At 66.4% G+C, this 14,274-nt stretch carries 13 protein-coding genes, 1 pseudogene and 1 riboswitch; of the genes and pseudogenes, 4 read left to right on the plus strand and 10 right to left on the minus strand.

The annotated features are described in order from the left end of the window. Positions 1-201 precede the first annotated feature (201 nt). Positions 202-2,472: a hypothetical protein gene (locus ARTSIC4J27_RS14685; protein ID WP_050055924.1), complete on the plus strand. Its 2,271-nt coding sequence runs from the start codon at positions 202-204 to the stop codon at positions 2,470-2,472. A 7-nt stretch (positions 2,473-2,479) separates the two neighbouring features. Here ARTSIC4J27_RS14685 and ARTSIC4J27_RS14690 read toward each other — a convergent pair whose 3' ends face one another. The 10 genes and pseudogenes from ARTSIC4J27_RS14690 to glyA form a co-directional block, all read right to left on the minus strand. Then, positions 2,480-3,529, minus strand: coding sequence for a YihY/virulence factor BrkB family protein (locus ARTSIC4J27_RS14690; RefSeq protein WP_083435474.1), 1,050 nt, complete (start codon positions 3,527-3,529; stop codon positions 2,480-2,482). Between the two features lie 58 nt (positions 3,530-3,587). Next, positions 3,588-4,289 (minus strand): 2'-5' RNA ligase family protein, encoded by a 702-nt coding sequence (locus tag ARTSIC4J27_RS14695; RefSeq protein WP_083435475.1) that lies wholly within the window; start codon positions 4,287-4,289, stop codon positions 3,588-3,590. A gap of 4 nt (positions 4,290-4,293) precedes the next feature. Beyond that, positions 4,294-5,337, minus strand: coding sequence for a tryptophan--tRNA ligase (trpS, locus tag ARTSIC4J27_RS14700; protein WP_050055925.1), 1,044 nt, complete (start codon positions 5,335-5,337; stop codon positions 4,294-4,296). A gap of 20 nt (positions 5,338-5,357) precedes the next feature. Then, positions 5,358-6,191, minus strand: a complete 834-nt coding sequence (locus ARTSIC4J27_RS14705) for an exodeoxyribonuclease III (protein WP_050055972.1) — start codon at positions 6,189-6,191, stop codon at positions 5,358-5,360. Between the two features lie 10 nt (positions 6,192-6,201). After that, positions 6,202-6,759: a hypothetical protein gene (locus tag ARTSIC4J27_RS14710; RefSeq protein WP_050055926.1), complete on the minus strand. Its 558-nt coding sequence runs from the start codon at positions 6,757-6,759 to the stop codon at positions 6,202-6,204. Between the two features lie 60 nt (positions 6,760-6,819). Beyond that, positions 6,820-7,653, minus strand: a complete 834-nt coding sequence (locus ARTSIC4J27_RS14715) for an ABC transporter permease (protein WP_050055927.1) — start codon at positions 7,651-7,653, stop codon at positions 6,820-6,822. Beyond that, positions 7,650-8,522, minus strand: a complete 873-nt coding sequence (locus ARTSIC4J27_RS14720) for an ABC transporter permease (protein ID WP_050055928.1) — start codon at positions 8,520-8,522, stop codon at positions 7,650-7,652. Before ARTSIC4J27_RS14720 ends, ARTSIC4J27_RS14715 begins: the two co-directional genes overlap by 4 nt. Then, a complete protein-coding gene (locus ARTSIC4J27_RS14725; protein WP_050055929.1) occupies positions 8,515-9,492 on the minus strand; it encodes an ABC transporter ATP-binding protein in 978 nt (325 codons plus the stop codon). The genes ARTSIC4J27_RS14720 and ARTSIC4J27_RS14725 overlap by 8 nt, the downstream gene beginning before the upstream one ends. A gap of 124 nt (positions 9,493-9,616) precedes the next feature. After that, positions 9,617-10,519 carry a bifunctional methylenetetrahydrofolate dehydrogenase/methenyltetrahydrofolate cyclohydrolase gene (locus ARTSIC4J27_RS14730; protein ID WP_050055930.1) on the minus strand — a complete coding sequence of 301 codons (903 nt, stop codon included), beginning with the start codon at positions 10,517-10,519 and terminating at the stop codon, positions 9,617-9,619. A 3-nt stretch (positions 10,520-10,522) separates the two neighbouring features. Further along, a pseudogene (gene glyA / locus ARTSIC4J27_RS14735) lies at positions 10,523-11,820 on the minus strand (serine hydroxymethyltransferase). A 145-nt stretch (positions 11,821-11,965) separates the two neighbouring features. Then, a riboswitch (ZMP/ZTP riboswitch) is annotated at positions 11,966-12,051 on the minus strand. A gap of 43 nt (positions 12,052-12,094) precedes the next feature. Between glyA and purU the strand changes: the two are divergent. The 3 genes from purU to ARTSIC4J27_RS14750 all read left to right on the plus strand — a co-directional run bounded on the left by purU (position 12,095) and on the right by ARTSIC4J27_RS14750 (position 14,257). Next, a complete protein-coding gene (gene purU, locus ARTSIC4J27_RS14740) occupies positions 12,095-12,955 on the plus strand; it encodes a formyltetrahydrofolate deformylase (RefSeq protein WP_050055931.1) in 861 nt (286 codons plus the stop codon). 30 nt (positions 12,956-12,985) lie between these two features. After that, a complete protein-coding gene (locus ARTSIC4J27_RS14745) occupies positions 12,986-13,654 on the plus strand; it encodes a class I SAM-dependent methyltransferase (RefSeq protein WP_050055932.1) in 669 nt (222 codons plus the stop codon). Positions 13,655-13,738: 84 nt separating this feature from the next. Then, positions 13,739-14,257 (plus strand): gamma carbonic anhydrase family protein, encoded by a 519-nt coding sequence (locus ARTSIC4J27_RS14750; RefSeq protein ID WP_050055933.1) that lies wholly within the window; start codon positions 13,739-13,741, stop codon positions 14,255-14,257. Positions 14,258-14,274: the final 17 nt, after the last annotated feature.

Consider the following 14,274-nt stretch of genomic DNA (forward strand, 5'->3'; position numbering starts at 1 on the left):
GCAAACTTCTTCCGGGTCAGAAAGCGGTTTCGTGAAACGTATCAAGGAGCACTGCGAAGGGTCAAGGGGTTGGCAGGAAGGCTTTCGGCCGCCGGGGTTGACAGCGTCCGGGGCAGGCCATAAGGATGGAACGCGTCCAGAAACCGCTTTCTGGCCTGTTTCCTTTTACAGCCCAGCACCAGCACCGGGAGGGCGTGCAGCGTGCACAGCCAGAGCATCACCAGACCAGGAGTTCCTTCAGCCGGATCTGCCGGCACCGCCATCAACAGGGAGGCACTCGTCCGGCGCCACAACGTGTGCCAGGAGAAACTCGATCCCCGAAGCCCCGTCTCTGTGGGCAACGGCGAGTTCGCCTTCACCATGGACCTCACGGGGCTGCAGTCCCTCCCCGGCACCTACCCGGTGGGTGCACGGGACGAACTCCCGCCCGGAACGCTCCTTGGGACCCAGGCACAGTGGGGCTGGCACGCCATACCCCCCGCCCAGCCATATGAGCTGGCAGGTTCCACCGTCCTCTACGACTCGCCGCGCGGTCCCGTGCCGTACGTCGATATGGTGGGCGACATCGTCAATGACCGCGAGACGGACGCCTCGCGGGCCGAAACGTGGCTCCGGGCCAATCCCCACCGCCTGGACCTGGGACGCATCGGTTTCCGGCTCGTTGAGAACGGTGCGGAACGTTCGCTCACTGCTGCCGACATCTCCGGGCCCCAGCAGACGCTGGACCTGTGGACGGGAGTGGTGACCAGCACCTTCACTCTGGCTGGCCACCCGGTCACCGTCACTACGGCGTGCCACCCGGACCGTGATGAAATCGGCCTGCGCGTGGAGTCACCCGCGCTGCGTGCGGGCCTGGTCATTGCCGTCGATTTTCCCTACGGCTCCGAGGCCTGGCACGATGCCGCAGACTGGGACAGTCCCGATGCCCACAGCACCACGCTGAAGGAGCCTGCCCCTTCAGCGGTCCATACCGGCTCCACCAGCTGGATTGCGGAGCGCAGGCTGGACAACTCCCGCTACCAGGTGGTGGTCACGGGCACAACCCTTGCGGTGGAGCAGACCGGGCAGCACCGTCTTCGGATTACTTCCACCGGCGCTGCCCAGGGCCAGGACAGCGTTGATGTCCTGGACCTTGCCATTGCTTTTGCCCCAGCCGGATCCGGTGACTGCATCCCCCGAGGTGGCAACAGGCAGTCCCGCATGGCAGCAAAGCCCAGCAGGGGCACCGGGGCAGGAACCGCCGTCGTGCTTTCAGAAGACCTTTCTGCGGGCAGTGCCGTTGCCGCGGCCTCGGCCGCCTCGTGGCCCCGGTTCTGGTCCTCGGGTGGCGCCATCGAGCTGGAGGCGAGGGATGATCCGCGGGCGAAAGAGCTGGAGCGCCGGATTGTCCTCTCGCAGTACTTGACCGCCATCAATTGCTCAGGTTCCTTGCCGCCGCAGGAAACAGGGCTGGTCTGCAATTCCTGGCGGGGCCGCTTCCACCTTGAAATGCACTGGTGGCATGCCGCCCACTTTGCCCACTGGAACCGCCCCGAGCTCCTGCTGCCCTCACTGCGGTGGTACGCCACAGTGCTGGAAACGTCGCGGGAAACAGCCAGGGCGCAGGGTTTCGACGGCGTCCGCTGGCCAAAGCAGGTTGGCCCGGACGGCAGGGAGAGCCCCAGCCCCATCGGGACGTTCCTTATCTGGCAGCAGCCGCACCCCATCCACCTGGCCGAACTGGTGTACCGTGCCAGCCCCGGCCGCGAGGTGCTGGAGGAGTTCGCGGAGATCGTGTTCGAAACCGCCGCGTTTATGGCCAGCTTCGCCCATCCCACCGCGCGTGGCTTTGAGCTGGGGCCGCCCCTGATTCCGGCGCAGGAGAGCTACGGCAGCATCCGGGGGTCCGTTACCAACCCCACGTTCGAGCTCGCGTATTGGCAGTGGGGCCTTCGGACCGCGGCCGCCTGGCGGGAACGGCTGGGACTCGAGCCCGTTCCGGCCTGGCGGGAGGTGGCCGACGGGCTGGTGAAGCCGGGGGTCATCAATGGCGTGTACGCCGCCATCGATTCGGAACCCTTCACCATACGGACGGACCACCCCTCGATGCTTTGCGCGCTCGGTGTGCTGCCGGAGACTGACCTGATCGACGCGGAGATCATGAGGGCAACACTGGCGGACGTGCTCGCCGGCTGGGACTGGGGCAGCACCTGGGGCTGGGACTATCCCGTGATGGCCATGACCGCGGCGCGCCTCGGCGACCCGGAGGCTGCTGTGAACGCACTCCTGATGGACGCGGGGAAGAACACCGTCCTGCCCAACGGGCACAACCGCCAGACGGATTCACTGCCGCTGTACCTGCCGGGCAACGGCGGGCTGCTCGCCGCCGTCGCCCTGATGGCCGCAGGCTGGGACAACGGACCGGACCGGAACGCCCCCGGCTTTCCTTCCGGCTGGACTGTGGAGTGGGAAGGACTGGTGCCGGCCCCCTAGGCCTGCTTCATCCCTGCCGGGGCCGGCCAGTACCTCGGCGCCGGGCAGTCACCGCAGGGCCGCCATCCGGATGGACGGGCACCTTTCCCGGCTGGACCTGGCGCGCTCCCCAGGTGCCCTTCTCATGCCCGCTGGATGGTGCCTTCAGGTCGGCTTCACGGACGGCGGCCCACGCGGCCGAGAGCAGGTAGACCTGGCTCACCAGGTTGAACCAGATCAGCAGGCCGATGATGATGGCGAACGGCGCCAGGATGGGATTGCGGCCGGCGCCCGCCAGCAGCTCGGTACTGAAAATCTGCAGCACCCCGGTACCCACGGCCGCCAGGATGGTCCCTTCGAGCAGCGCCCGCCGGGAGAGCTTCAGGCTGGCCGCGAACCTGTACATAATGAACGCGGTTGCCCAGCTGAGGACCAGCGGAACGGAGATTTTCACGGAGGTGGCCAGAGGTCCCGCCACAACGTCGTCGAGCCGGAGGAAGTCAGAGACCCATCCCGCCGCGGTTCCGAACACCAGGGACGCTCCGGCGCTGATCACCAGCGCCACACCCAGGAGCAGCAGCGTTCCGGCATCGCGCAGCTTCAGGAGGACGGGATTGACCAGCAGCGGCGGCAATTGCAGCACTCCGCGCAGCCCTTCCCGGATACCGGAAATCCACCGGAGGGAGGTGACCACCGTCACCAGTGAGCCGATGACTGCAGTCCAGCCCAGCCCGTCCGGATTCAGCAGGTCCTGCGGATCCACCAGGCCCGCAGTGCCGTTCAGCTTCAACAGCCCGGGCGCACTCGACGCCACGCTGCTGATGATGGTGTCCAGCAGGTCCGGCTGCCCCCGCAGCACAAGTCCGGCGACGGAGAAACCGGTAGTGAGAAGGCCGGTGATGGAGAAAAACATATTGAAGCCAATGCCGGCGCTCATCAGTGGACCGCGCTGCAGGTTGTAGTGCCGGAATGCCCGCATGGGGCGCAACGCGTTGAGCCGGGCCAGCAGCCATTGGGATGTGGCGGTCACGGTGGCGAAAAAGGTTCCCCCGGACCGGCGCGCCTTCCCCAGCTCCATCCGCTTCTGGATGACGGCAAGCTTCAGCTGCGCCTGCTCAGTGGGAAGGGGCTGTTGGTCAGCCTGTTTCGGTTGCTGTGTCCGCGGCGGCGTCCGTGAATCCGGCGCCGGCGTCGCTGTCAGTTTCGGTCCCAAAGTCCAGCTCTTCCCGTAGCTGCCAGATGCCGTCCGCATCGTGCTCGTAGAGTCCCATGCTAACCACGGGGAAGGTGGCTCTGTAGTTTTTCAGGACCGTTTCGGCTTCATCGAGGCTTTCCGGCGCGACGTCGTGGGCGATGGTGACGTGCGGGTGGTAGGCGAAGGGCAGTTCCCGCTGGAGTGGGCCCTGCTGGAGCTTTTCGTGCAGGTCCACGCAGGCCTCGAAGCCCTCCTCCACGTTGATGAAGACCACGGGGGAAACCGGGCGGAACGTTCCGGTACCGGCGATGGTGACCATAAAGGGGCTTTGGCTGCGGGCCACGTCCCGCACGTGCTCGCGGGTGGCCTCCCAGTCCTGGGTAGGCGTGGTGGTCACCAAGGTGATGTGGGCCGGTACCACGCCTGCGAGGGGATCCCCAAAGGAAGCCCGCCAGCGCTGCAGTTCCTCAGCCACCTCCGGCGGAAAGCCCAGGATGACTCCTACGCTGATGTCTTCTGTCCGGGACGGCCCATTCCCGGCCGCGCCGGTGTCCTCCGCTGGGTCGCCTTGGGGGTTACCGGGCCTTCCCGCTGCCTGAGAGGAGCGGGAGCCTTCCCTTGCGGTGACTTTGCTGGATGGCATGGCGCTAGCGGACTCCAGCGAGGGAGAAGGACGGGAGGAAGCCCATGCGCTCATACACCTGGCCGAGGGTAACGGAGGCGATTTCCCGGGCGCGCTCGGCGCCGTGGGCCAGCAGCCGGTCCAGCTCAGCCGGGTCCTCCATGAGCTCGTTGGTGCGGTCGCGCAGCGGCGTGACGAACTCCACCACCACCTCGGCCAGGTCGACCTTGAGATGGCCGTACATCTTGCCCTGGTACTCGGCTTCGAGTTCGGCGACGGACTTGCCGGTGAGGGAGGAGTAGATGGTGAGCAGGTTCGAGATGCCCGGCTTCTCCTCCTGGTCGAAACGGATCTCCGTGCCGGCATCCGTGACGGCGGACTTGATGCGCTTGGCGGCGATCTTGGGGTCCTCGAGCAGCTGGATGGCCCCGTTGGGTGACTCCCCCGTTTTGGACATCTTGGCGCTTGGATTCTGGAGGTCGTAGATCTTGGCGCGTTCCTTCACGATGGTGGCTTCCGGGACCGTGAAGGTGGCCCCGAACTTCGTGTTGAACCGCTGCGCCAGGTTCCGGGTCAGCTCCAGGTGCTGGCGCTGGTCCTCCCCCACCGGCACGAGGTCGGTCTGGTACAGCAGGATGTCCGCCGCCATCAGGGTGGGGTACGCGAACAGTCCCAGGGTGGCAGCGTCCGCGCCGGATTTCTGGGTCTTGTCCTTGAACTGGGTCATCCGGGACGCTTCACCGAAGCCGGTGATGCAGTTCAGCGCCCAGGCCAGCTGCGCGTGCTCCGGCACATGGGACTGGACGAAGAAGATGCTCTTGTCCGGGTCGATGCCGGCCGCGATGTACTGGGCTGCCACGATGCGGGTGCGCTTGGCCAGTTCCGCAGGATCGAAGTCCACGGTGATGGCGTGCAGATCCGGAATAAAGAACACAGCATCGTACTCGGCCTGCATGTCCACCCAGTTGCGGACGGCACCGATGTAGTTGCCCAGGTGCAGCGAATCGGCCGTGGGCTTGGCGCCGGAGAGGATGCGCTTTTTGGTGGCAGGGGAAGTCTGGGTAGTCATGGGGAGGAAACCTTCGGGGCTTAGAGCTGGTAGTCCACTACGAGCGGGGCATGGTCGGAGAAGCGGGTGTCCCACGAGGCCGCCCGGTCAACAACGGCCGAGATGGCGGAGGAAGCGAGCTCCGGGGTGGCCAGGTGGTAGTCGATGCGCCAGCCGGTGTCGTTGTCGAACGCCTTTCCGCGCTGGGACCACCAGGTGTAGGGCCCGTCAATATCACCGGCAAGGTTGCGGTGGACGTCCTGCCAGCCGATCTCCTCGCCGAAGAAGCGGTCGAAGTACACCCGTTCTTCCGGCAGGTGGCCCGCCTTCTTGAGGTTGGCCTTTGAGTTCCGGATGTCCCGGGGCGTGTGGGCCACGTTGAGGTCGCCCACCACCAGGGCATGGTCACTGTGCTTGGTCAGCTCCGGCAGGCGGGTACTCATCGCGTCCAGGAAGCGGAACTTGTCGTCCTGCTTGGGCGTGCCCACCTCGCCCGAGTGGACGTAGGCGCTGGCCACGGTGAGCTGGACCGGGCGTCCGGCGGCGTCGGCGAAGCGGAAATCGGCCTCGACCCAGCGGCCCGCCGTTGCGAAGTAGTCATCGCCGATGCCGTTCCGGGTTTCCAGCGGCTCCTCGCGTGAGGCGATGGCGACGCCGGCACGGCCTTTGGCTTCTGCCTCTGCATGCAGGATGTGCCAGCCTTCGCCCAGCAGCTGCCGGACGATCGCGTCAGGGGCGCGGACCTCCTGGAGGCAAAGGATGTCCACTTCGCGCGGCTCCAGCCACGCCGCCATACCGTTCTTGAAGGCAGCCCGAAGGCCATTGACGTTGACGGATGCGATGCGAAGGTGGTCCTTCTTCAATGCCGAGCTCACCCGCTCCACTCTAGTCGATGATGGTTCCGGTGACCGGCTCTCCGCTGCCGGAGGACTTGATCATGTCCCGGGCGTTCGTGGCGGTGATCTCGATGGTTTCCAGGGCCCGGTTGATGGTGTCCTGGTTGGCGGCAGCGCCCTTGGCCCGCTCTTCTTCCACCACCCGGATCTGCACCTGGACGATCTTGAAGGAGTGGTCCAGCTTGAGGTCGCGGACCTCGTCCGCCTGGCCGCGCTCGGCAACAACCCGGGTTCCGCCCTGGTCCGCACCGGCGTACGGGCCGCGCCCGGCGGCCGTGGTGAAGGCGTTCTGGGCTTCGGTCAGCTTCGCGCCGGCCTTCTTGGCCGCCTTCTGGATACTGAAGACCACGAAGGACGCAAGGGCGAGCCAGAAGAAGGCAATGACGGCAACGACCCAGCCCACGACGTCGTTCTGGTTGGCGGCGAAGATCACAGCCACAATAAAGGCGGTGACGAGGACCATCAGTCCCGGCCCGCTGATGCGGAACATCGAGAATCCGCCCCTGGCGGGTTTGGAGGATGACTTGGAGCTGCCCAGAGATTGCATGCACCCATTCTCTCAAACGCCCGGGCATGCTCCCGCCGCCTTCCACCCCCGGCGAACGGGCTATTTGAGGAACAGCTGGCGCAGCCGCATGGTGGTGAGCAGCATGCCGGCGGCGGTCATCGCCAGGTAGTAGCCGATGTGGATGGGCGTGGCCGCCGTAAACGCACCCACGCTGATCTGCCGCAGCAGTTCCACGCCGTGCCACAGCGGCATGGCCTGGATCAGCCACTGGATGGGCTGCGGGTACACGGCCAGCGGGTAGAAGGTGGCGCTGAACAGGAACATGGGCAGCATGATGAAGTTGATCCAGTCCATCTGCTGGAAGGTCTTCAGGAAACTCGTGATCCCCATCCCGATGCTCGCGAACCCGAACGCGATCAACACTGAGGCCGGGATCATCAGCAGGGCCCACGGTGTGGTGATCAAGCCCATCACGCCGATGACTGCCGTGAAGCCCAGGGCGTAGAGGAGCCCGCGCAGCAGGGCAAGGAAGATCTCACCCAGCGCAACATCCAGCGGCCCCAACGAGGTGTACAGCATGCCCTGGTAGAGCTTGGCGAAATTCATTTTGAAGAACACGTTCCAGGTGGAGTCGTACACGGCTCCGTTCATGGCCGAAACGGCCAGCAGGGCCGGGGCGATGTACGCGGCGTAGCTGGTGTCCCCGCCGCCCGGGCCCTCCACCGGGCCCACGATCGCGCCGAGACCCACTCCCATGGAGATCAGAAACAGGACCGGCTCGAAGAAACCTGAGAGCATCACCAGCCAGTTGGTGCTCTTTGTCGCCAGCAGCCCGCGCGCAATCACCGCTTTCGCATTGCGCGAATACAACGCGCCGAAGGTCCTGCTGCGGGCCGCGTCCGCAGCGCTCTTCACCGGCAGTCCGGTGCTCATCGGCCCATCCTCAGGGCATACTGCCGCCGTGTGAGGAACCAGCCCGCCACGGCAAGGCCCACCAGCACCACCACATGCAGAACAGTCAGCAGCGGCGGCTCCTGATAGCCGTAACTGAAGACCCGTCCCAGCTCCGTACCGTGCCAGATCGGGGAAATCCAACCAATCCACCGCACCGCCGGCGGCAGCGAGTCCAGCGGAAAGAACGTCCCGGAAAACAGGAACAGCGGCATCACAATAAAGCGCATCACCAGCGCGAACTGGCCCTTGTCCTCAGTAATAGACGCTGAATAGGCCATCAGCGGCAAGCCGAAGGAAAGCGCCGCCAGTGTGGCCACCAGGATGGTCACCCACCCCCACCCGCCCGGAGCCGCGCCGAAAAGGGCCACCGCAGCAAAATACACGGCCGACTGCAGCAGGAACCGCAGGGTCACCGCCATGATGTGCCCGGCAGCAATCTGCCCGGGCGTCAGCGGCGAAGCGTGCGGCCCGTAGTACGTCCGCCGCCACTTGAAGCCGGCCATCACCGGGAACGTGAATTCGTTGGCGGCCGTCATCACGGCAGCGGAGATCAGCAGGGCGGGTGCCACGTACGTCACATACCCCACTCCCCCGAAGGCTCCGGCCCCTTGCGCATCCACGAGGGTGGCCAGGCCCACGCCCATCGCGAACAGGTAGGCAACCGGGTGGCCCACGCTGTACATCAGCAGGGACCAGCTGTACCCCTTCATGACCCGGAGCACATGTTCCATGTAGTAGACGGAGCCCCAGCGGCGTGCCTTCGCAGCTGCTGCGGCCGGACCGTGCGCGACCGGGCCATGGGCGGCGGGACCCTCCGCCCGGAGGGGCGCGCCGCTGTTCTCAGTCAACCAGGCTCCTGCCTGTCAGCCGAAGGAACACGTCTTCCAGCGAGGACCTGCGGACCAGCGATGTCAGCGGCCTCAAACCGCGGGACGCCACCTGCTCCAGCGCCGACTCGCCGTCATGCGTGTAGATCAGCACCCGGTCCGGCAGGACTTCCAGCCGCTCCCCGATGCCGTCCAGTTCGGCGGCGATGGTGGTGTTCCGCTCCGATCCGAAGCGCAGCTCCACCACTTCCCGGGTGGAATGCCCGCGGATCAGCTGCGCCGGTGACCCTTCGGCCATGATCCTGCCCTTGTCCACCACGATGAGCCGGTCGCAGAGCTGTTCGGCCTCGTCCATGTAGTGGGTGGTCAGGATCAGCGTGACGCCTTGTTCCTTGAGCCGGAACAGGCGGTCCCAGAGGATGTGCCGGGCCTGCGGGTCAAGGCCGGTGGTGGGTTCGTCCAGCAGCAGGATCCGCGGTTCGTTGATCAGCGAGCGGGCGATCGTCAGTCGCCGCTTCATGCCGCCGGACAGTGCGTCCACCTTGGACTTCGCTTTGTCGGTCAGCTGCGCGAACTCAAGCAGTTCGTCAGCCTTGGGCTTCAAATAGCTCATGGGCAGGCCGAAGTACCGGCCGTACACCAGGAGGTTGTCACGGACCCGGAGCTCCTCGTCCAGGTTGTCCTGCTGCGGCACCACACCAAGATGGGCCCGCACTTCCGGCCCGTGCAAGTCCGGGTCCAGGCCCATGATGTGCAGGCTGCCGGAGGTGCGGCCGGTGACACCGCCGATCATCTTCATGGTGGTGGATTTGCCGGCTCCGTTGGGCCCCAGCAGGCCAAAGGACTCCCCTGCCGGGACGCTGAAGGAAATACCGTCCACGGCGGCCACATCACCGTACTTTTTGGTCAGGTTTTCGGCGCTGACGACAGTGCGGGGCGCGTCCCGGCCGCCCGCCCGGGCAGCGGAGGGAAGGATGGCTTCGTTGTGCACCTCCGCAGACTAGCGGGGCTTTTGGCTCTGCGGAAGAGTCCGCGGTAACACACCTGTGTTAACTACGACGGCGGCACGCACCTGGATGGGTACGTGCCGCCGTCGGGCTGTTTGCCCTGCGCACTTAGGCGATGCCCGCCTTGCGCTCCGCGGCTTCCACCACGTTGGTCATCAGCAGTGCCACGGTCATCGGGCCCACGCCGCCGGGGTTCGGCGAGATCCAGCCGGCCACGTCGGCAGCGGCGGGATCGATGTCACCGTGGACCCTGCTCTTGCCCGTTTCGGGGTCGGTTTCCCGGGTGACACCGACGTCCAGGACGGCAGCGCCGGGCTTCACGTCCGAGGCCTTGACGATGTGCTTGGCACCCGCCGCACCCACGATCACGTCCGCCTGGCGCAGCAGCTCGGACATGTTGGTGGTGCCGGTGTGGGTCAGCGTCACCGTAGCGTTGATTTCGCGCCGGGTCAGCAGCAGGCCGATGGACCGGCCGATGGTAACACCGCGGCCAACCACCACCACGTGCTTGCCCTTGAGGTCGTAGCCGTTGCGCAGTAGCAACTCGATGACACCGCGGGGTGTGCACGGCAGCGGCGAGGTGATCTTGCCGTTGACGTTGAGCACCAGCCGGCCGAGGTTGGTGGGGTGCAGGCCGTCGGCGTCCTTGTCGGGATCGATCCGTTCAAGGATGGCGTCGGTGTCCAGGTGCTTGGGGAGCGGCAGCTGGACGATGTAGCCGTGGCAGGTGGGGTCCGCATTGAGTTCGTCAATGAGGGCCTCAACCTGCTCCTGGGTGGCATCGCCGGGAAGCTCGCGCTGGATGGAGTTCATCCCGATCTCCACCGACTGCTTGTGCTTCATGGACACATACAGCTGGGAGGCGGGGTCCGCGCCCACCAGCACCGTGGCGATGCCGGGGGTGATGCCGCTGGCCTTCAGGGCAGCCACACGCTCGGTCAGTTCGGCCTTGATGGCGGCGGCTGCTGCGCGGCCGTCAAGGATCCGGGCAGTCTTGGTTGCTTCAGTCATGGGTCACCACTGCTCGTGCTGCGGGTACAGCGGGAAGTCGGCGGCGAGCTTGTCGACGCGTGCCTGCAGGGACTCGACGTCGGCGCCGGTGCCGGCCTTCAGCGCGGTGGCGATGATCTCGGCCACCTCGGTGAACTCGGCGGCACCGAAGCCGCGGGTGGCCAGGGCCGGGGTGCCGATGCGCAGGCCGGAGGTGACCATCGGGGGCGGGGGTCGAACGGAACGGCGTTCCGGTTGACGGTGATGCCCACAGAGTGCAGGAGGTCTTCCGCCTGCTGGCCGTCCAGCTGCGAGTTGCGCAGGTCAACCAGGACCAGGTGCACATCGGTGCCGCCGGTCAGGACGGACACGCCGGCTTCGGCGACGTCGGCCTGGTTGAGGCGGTCAGCGATGATCCTGGCGCCTTCCAGGACGCGCTCCTGGCGCTCCTTGAATTCCTCGGTGCCGGCGATCTTGAAGGCCACGGCCTTGGCAGCGATGACGTGCATGAGCGGGCCGCCCTGCTGGCCCGGGAACACGTTGGAGTTCAGCTTCTTGGCCCACTCCTGCTTGGCCAGGATCACACCGGAGCGCGGACCGGCGAGGGTCTTGTGCACGGTGGAGGTGACGACGTCGGAGTGCGGCACCGGGCTCGGGTGCAGGCCGGCGGCCACCAGGCCGGCGAAGTGCGCCATGTCGGTCCAGAGCAGTGCGCCCACCTCATCGGCGATGGAGCGGAAGGCGCCGAAGTCCAGGTGGCGCGGGTAGGCGGACCAGCCGGCGATGATGACCTGCGGCTTTTCGGCGATGGCCTGCTCACGCAGCTTGTCCATGTCGATGCGGAAGTTGTCTTCCTCCACCTGGTAGGCAGCCACGTTGTAGAGCTTGCCGGAGAAGTTCAGCTTCATGCCGTGCGTCAGGTGGCCGCCGTGGGCCAGGGACAGCCCCAGGATCTTGTCGCCCGGGGTGATCATGGCGGACAGCGCGGCGGCGTTGGCCTGCGCACCGGAATGCGGCTGGACGTTGGCGTACTCGGCGCCGAAGAGTGCCTTGACCCTGTCGATGGCCAGCTGCTCGGCAACGTCAACGTATTCGCAGCCGCCGTAGTAGCGGCGGCCCGGGTAACCCTCAGCGTACTTGTTGGTGAGGACTGAGCCCTGGGCCTCCATCACGGCGCGGGGGGCGAAGTTTTCGGACGCAATCATTTCCAGGGTGCCGCGCTGGCGGCCGAGCTCCTGGTCCAGGACTGCGGCGATTTCAGGGTCAAGCTCAGCCAGCGGCTGGTTGCTGACGGCGGTGGTTGAGGTGGCTGTAGTAGTCACGAAGAACTCCTGGTTAGGGATACGGGCACTGCTTAGGTCAGGCTACCGGCTGGCACGCTGCCACACCGCTTATGACGGTGCGATCAAGCGCGGGCATGGCGCTGCAGTACTGACGCAGTGCAGCCCCAATTTCCGGCAAGACATGACCCTCGGCCCAGGCGTACGATCCGTGGTCTTCGTGATTGCCGCTCCCTGGTGGTTAGCCACCCAACGCCAGTTGCGACCTTCCCAGCGTACCAAATCCCGGCCCTGCTGCGCGGGTAGGCTTGTACGCGTGAGTGAAGAGCAGCTGAACCAAGCGTACGTAGTAACCCTGTCCTGCCCGGACCGCCCGGGAATTGTCCATGCGGTCACCGGAGCCCTGCTGGTGGCAGGGTGCAATATTACGGATTCACAGCAGTACGGCAGCCCCGCCACGGGCAACTTCTTTATGCGCGTGGAGGTCACGACGGCGGCCCCCGCCTCCGAGCTTCGGGCCGCCCTGGAGCCGGTGGCCGGGGCGTTCGGCATGCAGTGGAGCCTCAACGCCGTGGGCCAGAAGGTCCGCACGCTGGTGATGGCCAGCACCTCCGCCCACTGCCTCAACGACCTGCTGTTCCAGCAGCGCTCCGGCACCCTGCCCGTTGAAATCCCCGCCATCGTGTCCAACCACCAGGACCTCGCCGGGCTGGCCGAGTTCTACGGCATTCCCTTCCACCACATTCCGGTCACCAGGGACACCAAGGTCCAGGCGGAGGACAAGCTCCGGGCCATCATCGCCGAGCACGACATCGAACTGACGGTCCTGGCCCGGTACATGCAGATCCTCTCGGACGAGCTCTGCACCGATCTCACCGGCAAGGCCATCAACATCCACCACTCGTTCCTGCCGTCCTTTAAGGGTGCGAAGCCTTACCACCAGGCCCACGCCCGCGGCGTGAAGCTGATCGGGGCCACGGCCCACTACGTGACGGCCGCCCTGGACGAAGGTCCCATCATCGAACAGGAAGTCATCCGCGTGGACCACGCCCGTACCCCGGAGCAGTTCGTCCAGATGGGCCGGGATGTGGAAGGCCGCACGCTGGTCCAGGCGGTGCAGTGGCACGCGGAACACCGGGTGCTGCTCGATGGCAACCGGACTGTCGTCTTTAACTAGCGCTTCGTCCGCAGCAGGGGGCACGAAAGCATGCAGGGCATTCCGGAGCAAGCGGACCACGAAGCCGACCTTGCCGGGTTCTACGACCGGGAGGCAGCCGCCGGCAGCACCCGCGCCATGACCCCGGCCCGGGTGCAGTGCCGGGAGTGGTTCATCCGCCTGCTCAAGGACGAACACCGCCACTCGCTGTTCGAGCTCGGATGCGGCACGGGCGTCGAGGGCGTCGAGTTCGTACGCGCGGGCCTGCATTACTGCGGGGTTGACCTGTCCGGCCAGAGCGTCCGGCTGGCGCGGGCCAAAGGCCTTGAAGCAAGCGTGGCCAGCGGCCGGAGCCTGCCCTTCCGGGACGATTCTTTTTCGGCTGCCTGGACCATGAGCACCCTGCTGCACGTTCCCAACAGCCGGATTCATGACGTCGTTGGGGAGCTGGTGCGGGTTTGTGCGCCCGGCTCGCCAATCGCCGTCGGGCTCTGGTCCGGGAACGACGAGGAAGTCCTGAACCCGGAGGACCACGACGTGCCCCGGCGCTTTTTCAGCAGGCGCAGCGATGCTGCCCTCCACCGGATTTTCGGCAGGCACGGCCACATCGAGCACTTCCAGACGTGGCCGGAGGGAACGGGGGCCGAGTCAGGCCCCGGAGCCGGGCACTGGATCCAGCACTACCAGTTCCTGGTCCTGCGCACCCCTGGCCCCAAGTAGGGGGCGCCAAGTGTCCTGAGCCTGCAAAACGACACTTTGGCCCTGGTTGGTTGGGCGCAGGGAGGGATGTCCTAGGCTTGGGCCATGGCTCCTCTCTACCCCTTCGCCGGGAACACCCCGGCCGTCCATGACTCAGCTTTCGTCGCCCCCACGGCGTCGATCATCGGCAACGCCACCCTGGCCGCGGACTCGAGCGCCTTCTACGGCGTCTCCGTCCGCGCTGATACTGCGGCCATCTCGGTGGGCGCCGGCAGCAACCTGCAGGACAACGTGGTCCTGCACGCGGACCCCGGCTTCCCCTGCACCGTGGGCGCACGCGTCAGCGTGGGGCACGCCGCCGTCGTCCACGGCTGCACTGTGGAGGATGACTGCCTGATCGGCATGGGCGCGACAGTACTTAACGGCGCGGTGATCGGCGCCGGCTCGCTTGTGGCGGCCGGCGCCGTAGTGCTCGAAGGCACGGTGGTCCCGCCCCGCTCGCTCGTGGCGGGCGTCCCGGGCAAGGTGCGCCGCGAACTCACCGATGAGGAGTACGACGGCGTCCGGGCCAACGCGGCGCGCTACGTGGAGTTGGCCGCCGCGCACCGGGAGCTTCACGCCTGAGTCCCCACCCGCCCCCT

Origin of the sequence: Pseudarthrobacter siccitolerans (genome assembly GCF_001046895.1) — a bacterium.
Lineage (GTDB): Bacteria > Actinomycetota > Actinomycetes > Actinomycetales > Micrococcaceae > Arthrobacter > Arthrobacter siccitolerans.